Below are 17,483 nucleotides of genomic sequence, written 5' to 3' on the forward strand. Positions count from 1 at the left end.
TGGCTACACTGTGTACCGTTCTGCCGCTTTAGCCTGATTGATATCCGCCAGCAGAGCCTGACGCGCCTTCTCCAGGTCATCCCAGTGGGCAGCATTTTGTAAAGGAGGGATGGTGACGAGTTCGCGACGATCAAAGCCGGCCAGGGCTGCGTCAACTAACTGACCCACTTCCATCATCTCGGGCGCCTTACTGATATCAATACCTGCACGTTCCCAGATTTCGGTGTAAGTGCCGGCCGGAAGTACCGCCTGGACGTAAACGCCCGCGGAGGACAGCTCAAGATGCAATCCCTGCGACAGGAAAAGCACAAAGGCTTTGGTGGCACCGTAAACCGTCATGGCAAATTCCGGGGCGAGCCCAACGACGGAACTGATATTGACGATAGCGCCTTCTCCGGTTTTGACAAACCGTGGCGCCGCGGCACGAGCAAGCCTCGTCAGCGCAGTGACGTTCAGGGCGATAAGACGCTCAATTGCCTCAGGCGTCTGGCCGGTAAAATTGCCCGACTGTGCCATGCCTGCGTTGTTAATCAGCACCCCTATTTTTTCGTCTTCACGAAGACGAGCTTCCACCGTCGTTAAATCCGCTGCCTGAGTGAGGTCGGCTGGCAGAACATCAACAGAAACGCCCTTCTCCTGTCGCAGACGCTCGGCGAGTGCGTCTAATTTTGTTTTATCGCGGGCAACCAGAACCAGGTCATGTCCACGGCTCGCAAATCTTTGCGCATAAACAGCACCAATACCCGTCGATGCACCTGTAATGAGAACTGAAGTTTTCGTCATATGTGATCTTCTTTATTAAATGTTGAACAGAATCTGCACTGTTCGATGCAGGTAAATCCGGGGATATGTCCGGCTCTCTTTGCTGATCTCAGTCAGACTGACGGAGCGCGCATACCTCTGCGAAGCGCCGTCGGGGACATGGATTTAATGATGATGATCATAATCTATAAAGTCAACTGGTTTGATTATGATCATCATCAATGTATAATTGAGCCTTGTTTTGTAAGGGGGCGGGAAAGCATGAAAGTGTCAAAAGAGCAGGTTCGGGAAAACCGGATGCGCATTGTTGAAACGGCATCAGAACTTTTTCGTGAGCGCGGCTATGACGGCGTGGGCGTGGCGGAGCTGATGTCTGCGGCGGGTTTAACCCACGGCGGGTTTTATAAGCACTTTGGTTCAAAGGCTGACCTGATGTCAGAAGCCATGAACTGTGGTTTTGTACACGCCGCGGAAAACCTGGCGGGTGTGGACAGAGAAAAATTCATTGAATATTACCTCTCCCGACAGCATCGCGATGATATGGCCAGGGGTTGTGTGATGTCTGCCCTGGGCACCGACACCGCCCGTCAGTCCGGGTCCATCAAAGAGACATTTGCAGCCGGGGTTGAACGTCAGCTGGCAATGTTAAGTGACGAAAATGTCTCACGTGCTGACCTGATAGACACCTTTGCACATCTTGTCGGGGCTCTGGTGTTGTCCCGTGCCTGCCCGGATAATTCTGCACTCGCTGACGAAATTCTGGATGTCTGCCGCTCGCGTATTCTGCGTGAGGAGCCGCGGAAAGAGTGAATATTTTGCAGCCGGGTGAGTGATTGCCAGGAGATATCAGGAAGATTTGATGACGGAGGTCATAAAAAAGGTAGGTATTTTTGAGAAAAGTTTTGGAGAAAGAAAAAAAGTTATATATTCCAGCCCGTTAAATCCAAATATACCTTCTGAGTTCAGAGGCTTACTCATGTCATGGCAATACTTCAAACAGACTTACCTGGTTAAGTTCTGGTCACCTGTACCCGCGGTTATCGCAGCGGGGATCCTGTCTACTTACTACTTCGGCATTACCGGTACGTTCTGGGCTGTAACCGGCGAGTTTACCCGCTGGGGTGGACAGCTGCTGCAGCTTGCCGGTGTGCATGCTGAAGAGTGGGGTTACTTTAAGCTCATTCATCTGGAAGGCACTCCGCTGACCCGCATCGACGGGATGATGATCATCGGCATGTTCGGCGGCTGTTTTGCCGCCGCGCTGTGGGCAAACAACGTTAAGCTGAGAATGCCAAAAAGTCGGATCCGCATCGTACAGGCGGTCATCGGCGGCATGATTGCCGGTTTCGGTGCGCGCCTGGCGATGGGCTGTAACCTTGCCGCCTTCTTTACCGGTATCCCACAGTTTTCGCTACATGCCTGGTTCTTTGCCGTCGCTACCGCCATCGGTTCTTACTTTGGCGCAAAATTTACCCTTTTGCCGCTGTTCCGTATTCCCGTCAGGATGGTTAAGGTCAGCGCCGCATCGCCGCTGACGCAAAAACCGGCTCAGGCACACCGTCGTTTCCGCCTGGGGATGCTGGTCTTTTTCGCCATGGTGGCATGGGGACTGTGTACAGCGCTCAATCAACCTAAACTGGGTCTGGCAATGCTGTTTGGCGTGGGCTTTGGTTTGCTTATTGAACGCGCGCAGATCTGCTTTACTTCAGCGTTTCGCGATATGTGGATCACCGGGCGAACAATGATGGCAAAAGCGATTATTGCCGGGATGGCGGTGAGTGCTATCGGCATCTTCAGCTATGTTCAGTTAGGTGTTGAACCGAAAATCATGTGGGCCGGCCCGAATGCGGTGATTGGCGGCCTGCTGTTTGGCTTCGGGATTGTGCTGGCTGGCGGTTGTGAAACCGGTTGGATGTACCGCGCCGTTGAAGGTCAGGTGCATTACTGGTGGGTTGGCCTGGGGAACGTGCTCGGGTCAACTCTTCTTGCGTACTACTGGGATTCCCTTTCTCCTGTCCTCGCGACAAACTGGGATAAGGTCAACCTGCTCAGCACGTTCGGCCCGCTCGGTGGCCTGTTAGTGACGTACGCCCTGCTGCTGGTCGCTTTTTTACTGGTGATTGCGCAGGAGAAACGGTTCTTCCGCCGTGCTGCTGTCAAAAATGAAACGCAGGAGAATGCCGCATGAAAGAGATCGTGCCTGACTATCGTCTGGATATGGTGGGCGAACCCTGCCCTTATCCCGCTGTCGCCACGCTGGAAGCCCTGCCTCAGCTCAGGAAAGGGGAAATTCTGGAGGTGGTGAGCGACTGCCCGCAGTCCATCAACAACATTCCTCTGGATGCTAAAAACCACGGTTACACCGTGCTGGACATTCAACAGGATGGGCCAACCATTCGTTATTTGATACAGAAATAATCCCGCCACAGACGCTCCTTAACCGGGGCGTCTCTCCTGCCCCAAAAATCCGCCTTACGTCCCATTTTGGCGGTAAATACAACCCCCTGTTCTCCCACGGAACTACACTTAAAGTGGATAAAAAACAAACAGGAGGTGTGGCATGTTTGCGTCAATTCTCGTTCCTGTCGATATTTCAGAGCGTCGCCTGACCGAACAGGTGATTCCCTATGTTCAGGCGAACGCAGCAATCAGTAACGGCAAAGTGCATTTTCTGACTGTCGTTCCTTCTTTCCCCTACTATTCCTCTCTTGGGCTGGCCTATTCCGTTGAGATGCCAAAACTGGAAGAAATGCAGCAGGAGGCGCTGGCGAAATTGAATGAGATCGTTACGCAGTTCAATTTACCAGCCGACCGCATTCAGACCCACGCCATTTCTGGCACGCCTAAAGATCAGATCCTGAAACTGGCTGAGAGTATCAATGCAGACCTGATAATTATTGCGTCTCATCGACCTGATATTTCGACCTATCTGTTAGGCTCTAACGCTGCGGTCGTCGTGCGCCACGCAAAATGCCCGGTGCTGGTGGTGCGTTAGCGTGACTGTAAGGAAAGATAAGCCCCGGGCTATCGGGGCTTATTTACTGTGAAAGTGACCGTTTCTGTTTGACGGCTTTTATTCGGTGATAAACACCATATTTGCACGGCACGCAGCGTTTCGCGTTCAAACACCCCTTCAGGCTGTGCAGAGACAATACGTATATCGTATGGATGACCATCGTCGCCCACAGAAAAAGAGAAAACAACGTTACCCTCAATGCCCAGCGCCTGTGCCTTTACGGGCATGGCAGGGAAAGGCTTATTCGTTATTCCATTGCACGGTTTCTGCGCCGGTTCAGGTTGCATGGGCTGTTGATGGCAGCCAGAAATGAGCGTAACCGCAGCCGCAATAATTATTCTTTTCAATATTATGTCCTGTAAAATTTAACGTCTCGCTTTTCGAGAACAGTATATTGCGGCATCTGGCATTAATCTCCTCCCAACTCCGATAGCCTGCTTGCGGAATAACTTTCATAAATGGACTTTCTCATGAATCAAATTCTTCCGTCAGTGTGTATTACTGCTGTGCTTGCCGGATGTGTTCCCCTTACCCCTAAACGCTGTCACAAACAACGTGCCCCCGATGCCTGTACTTATAAGCGTTGCGGTAAAGTCTTGGATAACAATATCCACGGGCTACAGGCCTGCGCCATTGAGCAATCACTGGACGCCGCCCTGACCGGGCCTCACGCATGAAGCGGTAAGCGGTGCAACCTGCACCTCGACTTTAGGAATGGTGTGAATAGGTTATGGTCAGGCGTTGGCTGACGCGGCTAAACGGGCAGTATTTCCGCCGTTTACGGTTCAGCATGTATTTGATGAGATGAGTTCAGCTCGCTGGAATATGGAGGGGCAACTTTAATCGCCCCCTGAGACTGGCCATAACCAGGCCAGTCTCAGGGGATAAATCAGAAACGATAACCCGCGGAGAACATAAACACCCACGGATCGAGGCGAGTGCTGATACTTTGCTGTTCACCGCCCGCTTTAAAGCGAACGTCGGTATCAATGTCCATGTACCAGACCGAGGCGTTAATTAACCAGTCACGGTTAATCAGATAATCCAGCCCCACCTGCCCCGCAACACCCCACGAGTCTTTCAGGCTGAGATCGGTAAGCCCGGCTTCTTTACCGGTATCGTTAAATTTCTCGTCGAAGAAGGTGGTGTAGTTCACCCCTGCGCCAATATACGGACGCACCTTACTGTTAGCATCACCAAAGTACCACTGCGCCATCAGTGTTGGCGGTAAATGGTGCACCGTCGCGATATCCCCGGTTGGCCCTAAACCGACGCGATGACGGAATGGCGTTGCTGCCAGAAGCTCAACACCAATGTTCTCCGTCGCCATATACGTAAAGGTCAAACCGAGCTGGGTATTGTTGCTGACGTTAAAACCGCCCATACCCAGAACGCTATCAGAGCCTTCTGTTGGACGCACCGTTGCCGAACCGGCACGAATAAAGAATTCACCTGCTTCATGCGCATACGCGCCGCCAGAGAGACTGCTTAATACAAGGGCTGCCACCGCTAATTTTTTCATATCCGCTCCATCGTTGTGGTTTTAGTCGCGGAGGAGAATATACTCACAAATGAGTAATAAGTGATCTGCTACAGATCACATTAAAACCAGTAAGTTAACATTCATTGATCTGGGTTAATTTTTGGTGACACACCGTAAAGCGATAAGTTGTCGTCAGGTCAATTTCTGGCATTTCGGCGTTACAAAATTTTCTCTTTTCACCCTCTTGCTCTTCCTCTCGCGGCTGGATAATTTAGCGCTCTCACAAGTTGATTTGATGCGTTCTTCTTTTGCAGGTGTGCCATGAGTGATGTTAACCCGTGCATGACGTGCGGAGCCTGTTGTGCGTATTTTCGAGTCTCTTTCTACTGGGCCGAAGCCAGCGATGGCGGCGGTACCGTTCCGGTTCATCTCACTGAACCGTTAACGCCTTTTCTGCGCTGCATGAGCGGCACCAACCAAAAACCGTGCCGATGCGCTGCGCTTCAAGGTGAACCTGGGGTGTCCACCCGGTGCTCTATCTACGAGCACCGCCCCAGCCCGTGCCGGGAATTTTCCATGTCAGGTGAGGATGGGCAGGTCAATGAAGCCTGTAATCGTGCCCGTGCGCGCTTTGGATTACCGCCGCTTTACAAAGATATGCTTTTCCATACAAGCCTTGATGCTGCCACGACAGTGTTATCCGGTGTACAATTGCCGGCTAATTAACACCTGCAATACTCAAGGAGAGTGCATGTCTATCACGGCGAAGTCTGTCTACCGTGACACGGGAAACTTTTTCCGCAATCAGTTCTTAACCTTTTTACTGATCGCGTTGCTATGCGCCTTCATTACAGTGGTGCTTGGTCATGCGTTCTCGCCAAGTGACGAACAGATTGCCAGCCTGAGCCAGGGCGACAACCTTGCAGATAGCGTGGGGTTGTTTGAACTGGTACAAAACATGACGCCGGAGCAGCAACAAATCCTGCTGCGGGCTTCCGCTGCTTCGACATTCTCTGGTCTTATCGGCAATGCGATTCTGGCAGGTGGCGTTCTGCTGATGATTCAGCTGGTTTCCGCCGGTCAGCGCGTCAGCGCCCTGCGGGCGATTGGTGCCAGCGCGCCGGTATTACCGAAGCTGTTTATCCTCATCTTTTTAACCACCATGCTGGTGCAAATGGGGATTATGCTGGTCGTCGTGCCGGGTGTATTACTGGCTATCGTGCTCTCTTTCGCGCCGGTAATGGTCGTGCAGGATAAACTGGGGATCTTTACCGCGATGCGCAGCAGCATCCGGCTCGCCTGGGCAAATATACGCCTGGTGGCACCGGCTGTTATCGGCTGGCTGTTGGCGAAAACGCTCCTGCTGCTGTTTGCCCCGAATTTTGCGGTACTCACGCCAAATGTTGGCGCGGTGGTGGCAAATACGCTGAGCAACCTCATTTCAGCGGTACTGCTGGTCTATCTGTTCCGCCTGTATATGTTAATTCGTCAGTAATCCTGTGGCCGGGAACGTCAGCCCGGCCCTACACAGAAGATGGAATCACAGAATGAAGCAGTTTCTTGATTTTTTACCGCTCGTGGTCTTTTTCGCTTTCTACAAGCTGTATGACATTTATGCCGCCACGACTGCACTGATCGTGGCCACAGCGGTTGTGCTGATCTATAGCTGGGTTCGCTACCGTAAAGTTGAAAAAATGGCGCTGGTGACCTTCGTCCTGGTCGCGGTGTTTGGTGGACTCACCCTGTTCTTCCACAACGATGAATTCATCAAATGGAAAGTCACGGTAATTTACGCTCTGTTTGCGGGTGCGTTACTGATTAGCCAGTGGGTGATGAAGAAGCCGCTGATCCAGCGCATGCTGGGCAAAGAGCTGACGCTGCCTCAGGAAGTGTGGTCCCGACTGAATATCGCCTGGGCGATCTTCTTTATTCTCTGTGGTCTTGCCAATATCTATATTGCTTTCTGGCTGCCGCAGAATATCTGGGTCAACTTCAAGGTCTTTGGCCTGACGGCTCTGACGCTCATCTTCACGCTGTTAAGTGGCGTTTATATCTATCGCCACATGCCACAGGACGACCAGCACTGATCGTTCACCGACCAGAACGTGTGCAGCAGGCGTTCTGGTCTATTCTCTCCAGCCTGAAATCATAGTAGCATCCCGCCTGAAGTCTTCAGTTACGAGTTAAAACAATGACAACAAATAACGCCCCTCAGGGCGAACTGGTTTTACGCACACTGGCAATGCCCGCTGACACCAATGCCAATGGCGATATTTTTGGCGGCTGGCTGATGTCGCAAATGGATATGGGCGGCGCTATTCTGGCAAAAGAGATTGCACATGGCCGGGTAGTGACGGTGAGAGTGGATGGCATGACCTTCCTGCGCCCGGTTGCAGTGGGTGATGTGGTTTGCTGTTACGCGCGTTGCGTAAAACGTGGCAATACCTCCATCTCCATTAACATCGAAGTGTGGGTGAAAAAGGTCTCGTCCGAACCCATTGGACAGCGTTATAAAGCAACAGAAGCGCTGTTTATTTATGTGGCCGTGGACAACGAAGGTAAACCCCGACCGCTTCCTCAGGCCTGATTGCCCGGTAAAAAAAGCCTCCTTGCGGAGGCTTTTTTTATTCCATCTGTGCCCCGCCATTCAGGCGGAATACAATATTCACGATCAGTCCGTTGCCCGGTTTACCGGCTTCATAACGCCATCTGCGCATCGCCGTTTTCACTTCTCTCTCGAACATATTAGACGGCTGCGCGGACAGTATTTCCACGTTCTCAACACGCCCTTCCGGCGTAACATCGAATTTCACCCGTACACGGCCCTCAATACGTAATGCCTGAGCACGAGCCGGATACTGCGGCTGATTACGGCTGACCGCACGCGGTCCCGCGGGTGCGGTGACTGTCGGTTTGGCTGTCGTCGTGGTGTTATTCATCACCGGACGCGAAGGTGCTGCGTTTTCTACCGTCTGCGTGGCGCGGGGTTCAACCGGACGCGTTTCGCGTTTTGGACGTTCTTCTACCTTCTTCACCGGTTTTGGCTTCGGCTTAGGTTTCGGCTTCGGCTCGGGTTTGTGGATCACCACCGGAGCTTCTTTTGGCGGTTCCGGCACCGGTTCAGGTTCGGGTTCCGGTTCGGCGACGGGCTGTGGCGGCGGAGGCGCAACCTGCGGTGGTTCGAGATCCGCTGGCGATACCATCGTCACAGAAATAGGCTGTGCGGGCGCTGGCATTTCAACAACCTGATGAACCGAGGTATAAAGCAAACCCGCCACGACAGCACCGTGAATAACGACAGAAAGCAGCGTCGGCCAGGGAAAGCGGCGAGGTAAATCAAGGGTCATCGAAGTCATAATCATCAACGTTAAAAAACCGAACACTGATTTTAAATGCAAATAGCAATCATATTCAATAAGACACTTTGTCCTGGCGCAATTTAAGCGCAAGAGAGGCCAAAAAAGGCGCATTCAGATCAGGGTTTTAACATTGTTTTTATCTTTACATTGCAGTCAGTTGTCCTTTCACATAACGTTACTGACACTTTTAATGGTTAAGGAGCTTCACCGTGCTTTACGTGATTTACTCTGAAGATGTCGCTGATTCCCTCGAAAAACGCCAGTCCGTTCGCCCTGCCCATCTGGCGCGTTTACAACTGCTCCAGGATGAAGGTAGATTACTGACCGCGGGTCCAATGCCTGCGGTAGACAGCAATGACCCTGGCGCTGCCGGTTTCGCGGGCTCCACGGTGATCGCCGAGTTTGAATCCCTGGAAGCGGCTCAGGCCTGGGCTGATGCAGACCCGTACGTTGCCGCAGGTGTCTATGCGAAGGTGACGGTTCGCCCGTACAAGAAAGTGTTTTGATGCAAAAGTGGCTCCAAAAGGAGCCACTCATCTCTTTAGTGCAGTGACGCTAAGCGCGCCGCAAATCCGACAAACAGCAGCCCAATCAGCCCGTTCCCCAGCTTTGCCAGTTTCTTTTTGGTTTTCAGATAACGCGTGACAAACGCACCAGAGAAGATCAGGAAGCTCATATACATAAAGCTAATCAGCTCCAGCGTGGTCGCGAGGATCAGGAAAGACGTGCCCGTGTTTTTCGCATTCACATCGATGAACTGCACAAAGAACGAGACATAGAACAAAATAGCCTTTGGATTCGTCAGGCTCAGCACCAGCGAGCGTTTCATGATCATGCTCGCAGGCTCGGTTCCGCTCTCATGGGTATTCTTCTGACGGGTGATGACTGACCAGAGCATTTTGCCGCCGAGCCACAGGAGATAGAAAGCACCGAGGTAGCGCACAATATTAAACAGAACCGGGGTCGTCTGGATTAATGCTGCGACGCCCGCCCAGGCCAGAAACATCAGCACTGCATCGCCGATAAACACGCCAGTGGCGGCGAGATACCCTTTTTTAACACCGTGCCCAATACCGGTTTTCAGTACAAACAATGTGTTCGGTCCAGGCACCAGCACGATAAAAAATGCCCCTACAACATAGGTCCAGAAATTAAGTACACCAAACTCCGCAAACACCTCTCCCTCCTTTTGCTAAAAAACGACGGGAATATCGCTGCAAATACGATATCCCCAAAATCAGACGCTATTGTACGCCGTTATAGCCATCAAGATAAGTCGTAGCCAGTTCGTTACTAAATAAAACGGCGTCCTTCTCTTCCATTTGAGACGTCCATTTATCCGCGGTATTACCGTCGAAAGCATGCTCCGTTTTCGCCTGATTCTTCAGTTGATCGCGAATGCTTTGGGCGTACTGGTTTGCCTCAGACAGTGTGCGTCCTGCAGCGCGATCGGTTTTCCCCTGCTCATAAAGCTCACGGAACTGAGGGACATTCAGACGATAATTTTGCGATACACTTGACGTAAAATTGCCGCCAGTAAAATTGGTTTTATGCGACACGAAATAATAAGCATGCCTTTCCGGTGACGTTTTACTGCTGGCACAACCGCTCAACACGGCAATCCCAAGAAGGGCTGCAACCACTTTTCCGTTCATCTCTTTTCCTTTTTAGTTTATCCAGTGCGATATCCCGCTGAGCAGTAAATTAATCAACGCGGATAATGACGATAATCCTGCGTTTTCCCTGATCGCATCCAGCGCAAGCAGCACAATAAATACCCAGAGATAAGGATTCATCTTTGAAATGCATAAGATTAAGAGGGCGGAGTATATCGCGGAATGAATCGGGGGAGAGACTGCGAAAAATGATAGCCTGAAAATCAGTGGGCACCTTAACGGTGCCCTGATGGTTCTCAGATAACCTGTGTAGCGAACAGCAACGCGTTACGGTGTCTGGTCATTCCACATTTTCTGATGGCGTGTATACGCATATTGCGGCGGGATTGTGCTTCCAGCCAACGAGCCTTGCGACGACTCACCTGTCGCAACATGCGCCAGCGCCCTACTTCTGTTCTACTGCGCTTCATGTTTACAACTCTTTCTCTAACAGAAACCCCATTATAAACCCAACCCCGCAGCAAACCAGCGCTTTTAACTGGCGTTTTTATTTGCCAGATGATTCCTGATGCGTACACTCATAACAATACGCTTTCAAAAGGATTTTTTTACCTATGACAACCTTCTACACCGTGGTGAGTTGGCTGGTCATTCTGGGATACTGGCTGTTAATCGCGGGTGTGACTTTGCGCATCCTGATGAAGCGCAGAGCCGTACCCTCTGCCATGGCCTGGCTGCTGATAATCTACATCCTGCCGCTGGTGGGGATTATTGCCTATCTCTCTTTCGGTGAGCTTCATCTGGGTAAACGCCGTGCCGAGCGTGCCCGCGCCATGTGGCCTTCAACCGCCAAATGGCTCAACGATCTCAAAGCCTGCAAACATATCTTTGCCGAGGAGAACAGCAGTGTTGCCTCCTCGCTGTTTAAGCTGTGCGAACTCCGTCAGGGTATTGGCGGCGTTAAGGGCAACCAGCTCCAGTTGCTGACCTCCTCGGATGACGTCATGCAGGCCCTCATCCGCGATATTCAACTGGCTCGCCATAATATCGAGATGGTGTTCTATATCTGGCAGCCTGGCGGCATGGCCGATCAGGTTGCTGAATCGCTGATGGCCGCTGCGCGTCGGGGCATTCATTGCCGCCTGTTGCTGGACTCCGCTGGCAGCGTCGCCTTCTTTCGTAGCCCCTGGGCGGGCATGATGCGTAATGCCGGTATTGAAGTGGTTGAGGCGCTGAAGGTCAATCTCTTGCGTGTGTTTCTGCGCCGGATGGACCTTCGCCAGCACCGTAAAATGATCATGATCGACAACTATTTTGCCTATACCGGCAGCATGAACATGGTTGACCCGCGGTTCTTCAAGCAGGACTCGGGTGTCGGGCAGTGGGTAGACCTGATGGCGAGAATGGAGGGGCCCATTGCCACCTCGATGGGTATCGTTTATTCCTGCGACTGGGAGATAGAAACCGGGAAACGTATCCTGCCGCCACCACCGGATGGCAATATCATGCCATTTGAAGAGGCCAGCGGGCACACCATCCATACTATCGCTTCCGGACCGGGCTTCCCGGAGGACCTGATCCATCAGGCGTTGCTGACGGCCACTTACGCAGCGCGTGAATATTTGATCATGACCACCCCCTACTTTGTTCCCAGCGATGACCTGCTGCACGCCATCTGTACCGCGGCACAGCGCGGTGTCGATGTGAGTATCATCTTGCCACGCAAAAATGACTCGCTTCTGGTGGGCTGGGCCAGCCGGGCATTTTTCAGTGAACTGCTGGCTGCGGGGGTGAAAATCTACCAGTTTGAAGGCGGATTACTCCATACCAAGAGCGTGCTTGTCGACGGCGAGTTAAGTCTGGTGGGTACGGTTAACCTGGATATGCGCAGTCTGTGGCTGAACTTTGAAATCACACTGGTGATCGATGATGCCGGCTTTGGCGGCGATCTGGCCGCGGTCCAGGATGATTATATCTCCCGCTCGCGACTGCTGGATGCCAGACTGTGGGTTAAACGCCCGCTGTGGCAGAGAATTACCGAACGACTGTTTTACTTCTTTAGTCCGTTGCTGTAAAACGTGCCCAACGATGTTAAACAGGTAGTCATCATGGAAATGGATCTGAACAATCGCCTGACCGAAGACGAAACGCTCGAACAGGCCTATGACATTTTTCTCGAACTGGCGGTTGATAACCTCGATCCCGCAGACGTGATCCTCTTTAATCTCCAGTTTGAAGAGCGCGGGGGCGCCGAGTTGTTCGACCCTTCTGAAGACTGGGCTGAACATGTGGATTTCGACCTCAATCCTGACTTCTTTGCCGAAGTGGTGATTGGCCTGGCCGATGAAGATGGCGGTGAAATTAACGACATCTTCGCCCGCGTCCTGCTGTGTCGCGAGAAAGACCACAAGCTGTGTCATATTCTCTGGCGCGAATAATAAAAAAGGCTGCGATTGCAGCCTTTTTTATTTAATCCGGTAACTCACTTCCGCACTGATTACAAAACCGCGCGCTGTGTTCATGTTCACCCTGGTGACATTTCGGGCATTTTCGTTGCGCCTTACGGTTCTGAAAGGCGCTGCTCATGTGCGTAGTAATGAGCCCTGTCGGGACCGCAATCACCGAATAACCAATCAGAATCAGTACCGAGGCGACAATCCGTCCCAGCGGAGTGTGAGGGGCTATATCACCATAGCCAACGGTTGTGACGGTCACAATCGCCCAATAAACAGAAGCATTCAGCGTTGAGAAGCCATTCTTCGGCCCTTCTATCAAATACATCAGCGCGCCGAATATCACCATGACGATGGCAATAAATGAATAAAACAGGATCAGCTGATGCCGCGCGCTGACGATGGCACTCCAAAATATCCGCAATGACGGCATAAACCGCAGCAGTTTAAGAATGCGTAACACTCGAATAACGCGCATCGCTCGCCAGGCAAAAACATAGCTCAGACTGATTTCCGGCCATAGCCACATGACATAGAGCGGCAGGATCGTGGCTAAATCAATAAATCCCCAGAAGCTGAAGACATATTTGGCCGGATCAGGCCAACAGAATACCCGCAGGAAATATTCAGCGGTAAAGACCAGCGTAATGACCAGCTCCAGCCAGACAAAGAGATGCCATTCTTCCAGCGTCAGGTGATACTGCGTTCCGACGCCCGATTCGATAAAAATGATCACCACGCTGAGCAGCGCAAACAGGGCGCAGAGGGCTTCAAAACGCCGCCCGGTTACCGTTTCAGGATCGAATAAAAGATGATAGAGCCGCCGACGGACGGAGGTGAATAATCGCGACACATTAACCTCGCAAATAATAAGGGCTGACATCATGTCAGCCCTTGCGATTATAACGGGTCTACTTTCAGGCAGGAAACCGCATGTCGGAAACTGCCCTCCAGAACCGGACGTGTTTTTGCACATTCCGGCCCGGCCATCGGGCATCGCGTACGGAATACACAACCGGACGGCGGGTTAATCGGGGACGGTAATTCACCTTCCAGAAGCTGGATGGTTTTATTTTTTTCCAGATCCGGATCGGGAATCGGTACCGCAGACATCAGTGCCCGAGTATATGGGTGCAGTGGGTTATGGTACACCTCATCGTAAGTCCCTAATTCCACCGCATGACCCAGATACATCACCAGTACGCGGTCAGAAATGTGTTTCACCACCGCGAGGTCATGCGCAATGAAGATCAGCGACAGCCCCATTTCACGCTGCAGTTTCTGCAGCAGGTTAACCACCTGCGCCTGAATAGAGACGTCCAGCGCCGAGACGGGCTCGTCACAGATAATCAGCTTCGGCTCAAGGATCAGTGCGCGGGCGATACCGATACGCTGGCACTGACCACCGGAGAATTCGTGCGGGTAACGGTTGACGAGGTTAGGCAACAAGCCCACTTTCATCATCATTGCCTTCACACGGTCGCGTACTTCCTGACGCGGCATCTTCGGATGATAGGTCCGCAGTGGCTCAGCAATGATCTCCCCGATGGTCATACGCGGGTTCAATGAGGCCAGCGGATCCTGGAAAATCATCTGGATGTCGCTACGCACATCGCGCCACTCGTCTGGCTTCATGCCCAGCAGATCTTTACCCAGCCAGGCAACTTTGCCGTCGGTGGCTTTCACGAGGCCTATGATGGCACGCGCAAACGTGGATTTACCGCAACCGGACTCACCCACCACCCCCAGGGTTTCCCCTTCATACAGACGAAGCGTTACGCCATCGACCGCTTTCAGGGTTTTCGGCGGCTGCCAGAACCACTGTTTTCCGTCTTTAATGTCGAAATGCACCTTAAGGTCAGCAATTTCGAGCAGGACATTTCTTTTTTCATCTAATGCGTTCATACCAGATCCTCCTGCGGCTTAAAGCAGGCGCGCAGACGGCCTGGTGCAAACTCTTCCAGCGGCGGCGCGGTATTGCAGATTTCCATCGCGTGCGGGCAGCGTGGCTGGAACGGACAGCCTTTCGGCAGACGCAGCAGGTTTGGCGGGTTGCCAGGAATGGTCAGCAGGGATTCCCCTTCTGCATCGAGGCGCGGCACCGCATTCAGCAGACCAATGGAGTAAGGGTGTGCAGGCTGGTAGAACACGTCGCGCGCCTTACCATATTCCATGGTGCGACCGGCATACATTACCAGTACCTTGTCACAGATACCGGCCACTACGCCCAGATCGTGAGTGATCATGATAATCGCGGTATTGAACTCACGCTTAAGCTCGTTCAGCAGCGTCATGATCTGTGCCTGAACAGTCACATCAAGCGCGGTAGTCGGTTCATCGGCAATCAGCAGTTTTGGCCGGCACATCAGCGCCATCGCAATCATGACACGCTGACGCATACCGCCGGAGAACTCATGCGGGAACATGCGCATACGCTTGCGCGCTTCCGGCATTTTCACCGCGTCGAGCATTTTGACGGACTCCTCAAAGGCTTCCGCTTTGCCCAGGCCTTTGTGCAGCATCAGCACTTCCATCAGCTGCTCGCCGACACGCATATACGGGTTCAGCGAGGTCATCGGGTCCTGGAATATCATCGAAATCTGCTCAGCGCGCAGCTTGTTCAGCTCGTATTCCGGCAGGTTGAGGATCTCACGCCCGTTGAATTTGGCGGAACCGCCAATGACACCGTTAGACGCCAGCAGCCCCATCAACGCAAAGGCAGTTTGGGATTTACCGGAACCCGACTCGCCCACGATCCCCAGCGTTTCACCCGCACGCAGGTTGAAGTTGAGATCGTTCACGGCGGTCACATCGCCATCCGGCGTTTTAAAGGTCACGCGGAGGTCTTTTACGTCCAGCAGAAGGTTACCCTGCTGTTGCGCCTGTGGCGCAGTGGCCGTTTCAATAATCGTCATGACGGCGCTCCTTAACGGTCTTTCGGGTCGAGGGCATCACGCAGGCCATCGCCGATAAAGTTGAAACAAAACAGGGTGACGACCAGGAAGCCCGCCGGGTACAGAAGCAACCACGGTGAGACTTCCATTGAGTTTGCACCATCACTCAGAAGCGCGCCCCAGCTGCTTAGTGGCTCTTGTGTACCCAGACCCAGGAAGCTCAGGAAAGATTCAAACAGGATCATGCTTGGTACCAGCAGCGAGGCATATACCACCACCACGCCGAGCACGTTAGGAACGATATGGCGAACCACAATATTACCGGTGGAGACACCGCCCACCTGCGCCGCTTCGATAAACTCTTTACGCTTAAGACTCAGCGTCTGACCACGAACAATTCGCGCCATATCCAGCCAGGACACCATCCCGATTGCCACGAAGATCAACAGGATATTCTGGCCAAAGAAGGTCACCAGCAGGATAACGAAGAACATGAACGGGAAGGAGTTTAAGATTTCCAGCATACGCATCATGACGGAGTCCACTTTACCGCCAAGGTAGCCTGAGAGTGAGCCGTAAAGCGTACCCACGATCACCGCCACCAGGGCGGCAGCAATACCGACCATCAGCGAAATGCGGCCACCGATAGCGACACGCACCAGCAGGTCGCGCCCTGAGGAATCCGTACCAAAATAGTGCCCGGACGTCATATCGGGTGCGCTGGACATCATGCCCCAGTCGGTGTCGAAATAGGTAAATTGCGACAGAATCGGCGCCAGGGTGACAAACAGCGCGATGAGCACCAGAACAACCAGACTGGCGACCGCGGCGCGGTTATGCATAAAGCGACGACGGGCGTCTTGCCAGAGGCTACGACCTTCTACTTCCAGTTTTTCACTGAAGTTTTCCAGCGCCTCGCTGTTTTTCTTACTCAACATCATGGCGTGCTCCAGTATCAGTAACGGATTTTCGGGTCGATAACGGCATACAGCACATCGACGATAGCGTTAAACAAAATGGTCAGTGCGCCGACAAGGATTGTCAGGCTCAGTACCAGTGAATAGTCGCGGTTCAGCGCGCCATTAACGAACAGCTGACCAATGCCCGGCAGACCGTAAATGGTTTCGATAACCATTGAGCCGGTGATGATCCCAACGAATGCCGGCCCCAGGTAGGAGAGCACGGGCAGGAGCGCAGGCTTGAGTGCATGGCGGAATATAATCCGGCGCATCGGCAGCCCTTTCGCACGCGCGGTACGGATGAAGTTCGAGTGCAGGACTTCAATCATGGAACCGCGGGTGATACGCGCGATACTGGCGATATAAGCCAGGGAGAGAGCCACCATTGGCAAAATCATGAACTTCAGTGCCCCGCCATTCCAGCCGCCCCCGGGCAGCCATTTCAGCGTAATGGCAAATATCATCACCAGTAATGGCGCGACAACGAAGCTGGGTATAACCACCCCGGTCATCGCCACCCCCATTACGGTATAATCCCATTTGGTATTTTGTTTGAGCGCGGCAATAACGCCCGCGGTGACGCCGAGAACGACGGCAAGGATGAATGCCGCAGCACCCAGTTTCGCCGATACAGGGAAGCTGGACGCCACCAGGTCGTTAACGGAATAGTCTTTGTATTTGAATGACGGCCCAAAATCACCGTGCGCCAGTTGCTTCAGATAGTTGAAGTACTGCGTGGAGATAGGATCGTTTAAATGATACTTCGCTTCGATATTGGCCATCACTTCCGGTGGCAGCGTACGTTCACCGGTAAATGGACTTCCCGGCGCGAGACGCATCATAAAGAAGGAAATCGTAATTAGAATAAATAACGTTGGTATCGCTTCTAAGCAGCGACGCAGGATAAATTTCAACATTGCCCGTACCTTCTGGCGTGTGCC

The 17,483-nt window shown here is 52.6% G+C and carries 24 protein-coding genes; 11 read left to right on the top strand and 13 right to left on the bottom strand.

Going from position 1 to position 17,483, the window contains the following annotated elements:
* Positions 1–3 precede the first annotated feature (3 nt).
* Positions 4–783 carry an SDR family NAD(P)-dependent oxidoreductase gene (locus AC2FAP_RS07330; RefSeq protein ID WP_479435852.1) on the bottom strand — a complete coding sequence of 260 codons (780 nt, stop codon included), beginning with the start codon at positions 781–783 and terminating at the stop codon, positions 4–6.
* Positions 784–1,023: 240 nt separating this feature from the next.
* Between AC2FAP_RS07330 and AC2FAP_RS07335 the strand changes: the two genes are divergently transcribed.
* The 4 genes from AC2FAP_RS07335 (at position 1,024) to uspF (ending at position 3,757) form a co-directional block, all read left to right on the top strand.
* Positions 1,024–1,572, top strand: a complete 549-nt coding sequence (locus AC2FAP_RS07335) for a TetR/AcrR family transcriptional regulator (protein WP_049023770.1) — start codon at positions 1,024–1,026, stop codon at positions 1,570–1,572.
* Positions 1,573–1,738: 166 nt separating this feature from the next.
* Positions 1,739–2,950 carry a selenium metabolism membrane protein YedE/FdhT gene (yedE, locus tag AC2FAP_RS07340; RefSeq protein ID WP_047744770.1) on the top strand — a complete coding sequence of 404 codons (1,212 nt, stop codon included), beginning with the start codon at positions 1,739–1,741 and terminating at the stop codon, positions 2,948–2,950.
* Positions 2,947–3,180, top strand: coding sequence for a sulfurtransferase-like selenium metabolism protein YedF (yedF, locus tag AC2FAP_RS07345; protein ID WP_014170428.1), 234 nt, complete (start codon positions 2,947–2,949; stop codon positions 3,178–3,180). The genes yedE and yedF overlap by 4 nt, the downstream gene beginning before the upstream one ends.
* Before the next feature lie 142 nt (positions 3,181–3,322).
* The gene (gene uspF / locus AC2FAP_RS07350) at positions 3,323–3,757 is read left to right on the top strand and encodes a universal stress protein UspF (protein WP_014170429.1); all 435 of its coding nucleotides are present in this window, start codon (positions 3,323–3,325) and stop codon (positions 3,755–3,757) included.
* A 29-nt stretch (positions 3,758–3,786) separates the two neighbouring features.
* Here the strand turns inward: uspF and AC2FAP_RS07355 are convergent, their stop codons facing one another.
* Together AC2FAP_RS07355 and ompW are read right to left on the bottom strand one after the other, a co-directional pair.
* Positions 3,787–4,125, bottom strand: coding sequence for an energy transducer TonB (locus tag AC2FAP_RS07355; RefSeq protein ID WP_080127469.1), 339 nt, complete (start codon positions 4,123–4,125; stop codon positions 3,787–3,789).
* A gap of 542 nt (positions 4,126–4,667) precedes the next feature.
* Positions 4,668–5,300 (bottom strand): outer membrane protein OmpW, encoded by a 633-nt coding sequence (gene ompW / locus AC2FAP_RS07360; protein ID WP_014170432.1) that lies wholly within the window; start codon positions 5,298–5,300, stop codon positions 4,668–4,670.
* 282 nt (positions 5,301–5,582) lie between these two features.
* On the opposite strand from ompW, the gene AC2FAP_RS07365 reads away from it, so the two are divergent.
* The 4 genes from AC2FAP_RS07365 (at position 5,583) to yciA (ending at position 7,848) form a co-directional block, all read left to right on the top strand.
* Positions 5,583–5,987 carry a YkgJ family cysteine cluster protein gene (locus AC2FAP_RS07365; RefSeq protein ID WP_032680849.1) on the top strand — a complete coding sequence of 135 codons (405 nt, stop codon included), beginning with the start codon at positions 5,583–5,585 and terminating at the stop codon, positions 5,985–5,987.
* A gap of 25 nt (positions 5,988–6,012) precedes the next feature.
* A complete protein-coding gene (locus AC2FAP_RS07370) occupies positions 6,013–6,756 on the top strand; it encodes a YciC family protein (protein ID WP_020882388.1) in 744 nt (247 codons plus the stop codon).
* Between the two features lie 52 nt (positions 6,757–6,808).
* The gene (locus AC2FAP_RS07375; protein ID WP_020882387.1) at positions 6,809–7,348 is read left to right on the top strand and encodes a septation protein A; all 540 of its coding nucleotides are present in this window, start codon (positions 6,809–6,811) and stop codon (positions 7,346–7,348) included.
* A gap of 104 nt (positions 7,349–7,452) precedes the next feature.
* Positions 7,453–7,848, top strand: coding sequence for an acyl-CoA thioester hydrolase YciA (yciA, locus tag AC2FAP_RS07380; protein WP_014170435.1), 396 nt, complete (start codon positions 7,453–7,455; stop codon positions 7,846–7,848).
* Between the two features lie 37 nt (positions 7,849–7,885).
* Here yciA and tonB read toward each other — a convergent pair whose 3' ends face one another.
* Positions 7,886–8,608, bottom strand: coding sequence for a TonB system transport protein TonB (gene tonB / locus AC2FAP_RS07385; RefSeq protein WP_025203933.1), 723 nt, complete (start codon positions 8,606–8,608; stop codon positions 7,886–7,888).
* Positions 8,609–8,829: 221 nt separating this feature from the next.
* Between tonB and AC2FAP_RS07390 the strand changes: the two genes are divergently transcribed.
* Positions 8,830–9,126 (top strand): YciI family protein, encoded by a 297-nt coding sequence (locus tag AC2FAP_RS07390; protein WP_014170437.1) that lies wholly within the window; start codon positions 8,830–8,832, stop codon positions 9,124–9,126.
* 35 nt (positions 9,127–9,161) lie between these two features.
* Here the strand turns inward: AC2FAP_RS07390 and leuE are convergent, their stop codons facing one another.
* The 4 genes from leuE to AC2FAP_RS07410 all read right to left on the bottom strand — a co-directional run bounded on the left by leuE (position 9,162) and on the right by AC2FAP_RS07410 (position 10,706).
* Positions 9,162–9,797: a leucine efflux protein LeuE gene (gene leuE / locus AC2FAP_RS07395; protein WP_020882385.1), complete on the bottom strand. Its 636-nt coding sequence runs from the start codon at positions 9,795–9,797 to the stop codon at positions 9,162–9,164.
* Positions 9,798–9,864: 67 nt separating this feature from the next.
* Complete coding sequence (locus tag AC2FAP_RS07400) at positions 9,865–10,275, bottom strand: Exc2 family lipoprotein (RefSeq protein WP_410392548.1); 411 nt, start codon at positions 10,273–10,275, stop codon at positions 9,865–9,867.
* A 12-nt stretch (positions 10,276–10,287) separates the two neighbouring features.
* A complete protein-coding gene (locus AC2FAP_RS07405; RefSeq protein ID WP_014170440.1) occupies positions 10,288–10,416 on the bottom strand; it encodes a KPN_01571 family protein in 129 nt (42 codons plus the stop codon).
* Between the two features lie 116 nt (positions 10,417–10,532).
* The gene (locus tag AC2FAP_RS07410; RefSeq protein WP_086463573.1) at positions 10,533–10,706 is read right to left on the bottom strand and encodes a YciY family protein; all 174 of its coding nucleotides are present in this window, start codon (positions 10,704–10,706) and stop codon (positions 10,533–10,535) included.
* 144 nt (positions 10,707–10,850) lie between these two features.
* Between AC2FAP_RS07410 and cls the strand changes: the two genes are divergently transcribed.
* Positions 10,851–12,311 (top strand): cardiolipin synthase, encoded by a 1,461-nt coding sequence (cls, locus tag AC2FAP_RS07415; RefSeq protein WP_485452897.1) that lies wholly within the window; start codon positions 10,851–10,853, stop codon positions 12,309–12,311.
* A gap of 33 nt (positions 12,312–12,344) precedes the next feature.
* A complete protein-coding gene (locus tag AC2FAP_RS07420; protein ID WP_006810881.1) occupies positions 12,345–12,674 on the top strand; it encodes an HI1450 family dsDNA-mimic protein in 330 nt (109 codons plus the stop codon).
* A gap of 31 nt (positions 12,675–12,705) precedes the next feature.
* Here the strand turns inward: AC2FAP_RS07420 and AC2FAP_RS07425 are convergent, their stop codons facing one another.
* From AC2FAP_RS07425 to oppB, 5 genes are read right to left on the bottom strand one after another with little or no spacing between them, the layout of a single operon-like run.
* Positions 12,706–13,575 (bottom strand): ion transporter, encoded by an 870-nt coding sequence (locus AC2FAP_RS07425; protein ID WP_032678336.1) that lies wholly within the window; start codon positions 13,573–13,575, stop codon positions 12,706–12,708.
* A 14-nt stretch (positions 13,576–13,589) separates the two neighbouring features.
* Positions 13,590–14,594 carry a murein tripeptide/oligopeptide ABC transporter ATP-binding protein OppF gene (gene oppF, locus AC2FAP_RS07430; protein ID WP_014170444.1) on the bottom strand — a complete coding sequence of 335 codons (1,005 nt, stop codon included), beginning with the start codon at positions 14,592–14,594 and terminating at the stop codon, positions 13,590–13,592.
* Entirely contained in the window at positions 14,591–15,604 is a 1,014-nt protein-coding gene (gene oppD, locus AC2FAP_RS07435; protein WP_014170445.1) for an ABC transporter ATP-binding protein, read from the bottom strand. The genes oppF and oppD overlap by 4 nt, the downstream gene beginning before the upstream one ends.
* 11 nt (positions 15,605–15,615) lie before the next feature.
* Positions 15,616–16,524: an oligopeptide ABC transporter permease OppC gene (gene oppC, locus AC2FAP_RS07440; protein WP_014170446.1), complete on the bottom strand. Its 909-nt coding sequence runs from the start codon at positions 16,522–16,524 to the stop codon at positions 15,616–15,618.
* Between the two features lie 14 nt (positions 16,525–16,538).
* Entirely contained in the window at positions 16,539–17,459 is a 921-nt protein-coding gene (gene oppB, locus AC2FAP_RS07445) for an oligopeptide ABC transporter permease OppB (RefSeq protein WP_014170447.1), read from the bottom strand.
* Between the last annotated feature and the right edge of the window lie 24 nt (positions 17,460–17,483).

This window comes from Enterobacter cloacae complex sp. 394I7 (assembly GCF_057320345.1).

Excerpts from the sequence above, each read along its gene's own strand:
- oppC (WP_014170446.1), bottom strand. The coding sequence starts at position 16,524 with ATGATGTTGAGTAAGAAAAACAGCGAGGCGCTGGAAAACTTCAGTGAA.
- AC2FAP_RS07370 (WP_020882388.1), top strand. The coding sequence starts at position 6,013 with ATGTCTATCACGGCGAAGTCTGTCTACCGTGACACGGGAAACTTTTTC.
- oppB (WP_014170447.1), bottom strand. The coding sequence starts at position 17,459 with ATGTTGAAATTTATCCTGCGTCGCTGCTTAGAAGCGATACCAACGTTA.
- AC2FAP_RS07400 (WP_410392548.1), bottom strand. The coding sequence starts at position 10,275 with ATGAACGGAAAAGTGGTTGCAGCCCTTCTTGGGATTGCCGTGTTGAGC.
- cls (WP_485452897.1), top strand. The coding sequence starts at position 10,851 with ATGACAACCTTCTACACCGTGGTGAGTTGGCTGGTCATTCTGGGATAC.
- AC2FAP_RS07425 (WP_032678336.1), bottom strand. The coding sequence starts at position 13,575 with ATGATGTCAGCCCTTATTATTTGCGAGGTTAATGTGTCGCGATTATTC.
- yedF (WP_014170428.1), top strand. The coding sequence starts at position 2,947 with ATGAAAGAGATCGTGCCTGACTATCGTCTGGATATGGTGGGCGAACCC.
- oppD (WP_014170445.1), bottom strand. The coding sequence starts at position 15,604 with ATGACGATTATTGAAACGGCCACTGCGCCACAGGCGCAACAGCAGGGT.
- AC2FAP_RS07420 (WP_006810881.1), top strand. The coding sequence starts at position 12,345 with ATGGAAATGGATCTGAACAATCGCCTGACCGAAGACGAAACGCTCGAA.
- tonB (WP_025203933.1), bottom strand. The coding sequence starts at position 8,608 with ATGACCCTTGATTTACCTCGCCGCTTTCCCTGGCCGACGCTGCTTTCT.
- AC2FAP_RS07330 (WP_479435852.1), bottom strand. The coding sequence starts at position 783 with ATGACGAAAACTTCAGTTCTCATTACAGGTGCATCGACGGGTATTGGT.
- uspF (WP_014170429.1), top strand. The coding sequence starts at position 3,323 with ATGTTTGCGTCAATTCTCGTTCCTGTCGATATTTCAGAGCGTCGCCTG.
- AC2FAP_RS07410 (WP_086463573.1), bottom strand. The coding sequence starts at position 10,706 with ATGAAGCGCAGTAGAACAGAAGTAGGGCGCTGGCGCATGTTGCGACAG.
- yciA (WP_014170435.1), top strand. The coding sequence starts at position 7,453 with ATGACAACAAATAACGCCCCTCAGGGCGAACTGGTTTTACGCACACTG.
- yedE (WP_047744770.1), top strand. The coding sequence starts at position 1,739 with ATGTCATGGCAATACTTCAAACAGACTTACCTGGTTAAGTTCTGGTCA.
- oppF (WP_014170444.1), bottom strand. The coding sequence starts at position 14,594 with ATGAACGCATTAGATGAAAAAAGAAATGTCCTGCTCGAAATTGCTGAC.
- AC2FAP_RS07335 (WP_049023770.1), top strand. The coding sequence starts at position 1,024 with ATGAAAGTGTCAAAAGAGCAGGTTCGGGAAAACCGGATGCGCATTGTT.
- AC2FAP_RS07405 (WP_014170440.1), bottom strand. The coding sequence starts at position 10,416 with ATGAATCCTTATCTCTGGGTATTTATTGTGCTGCTTGCGCTGGATGCG.
- AC2FAP_RS07375 (WP_020882387.1), top strand. The coding sequence starts at position 6,809 with ATGAAGCAGTTTCTTGATTTTTTACCGCTCGTGGTCTTTTTCGCTTTC.
- ompW (WP_014170432.1), bottom strand. The coding sequence starts at position 5,300 with ATGAAAAAATTAGCGGTGGCAGCCCTTGTATTAAGCAGTCTCTCTGGC.
- AC2FAP_RS07365 (WP_032680849.1), top strand. The coding sequence starts at position 5,583 with ATGAGTGATGTTAACCCGTGCATGACGTGCGGAGCCTGTTGTGCGTAT.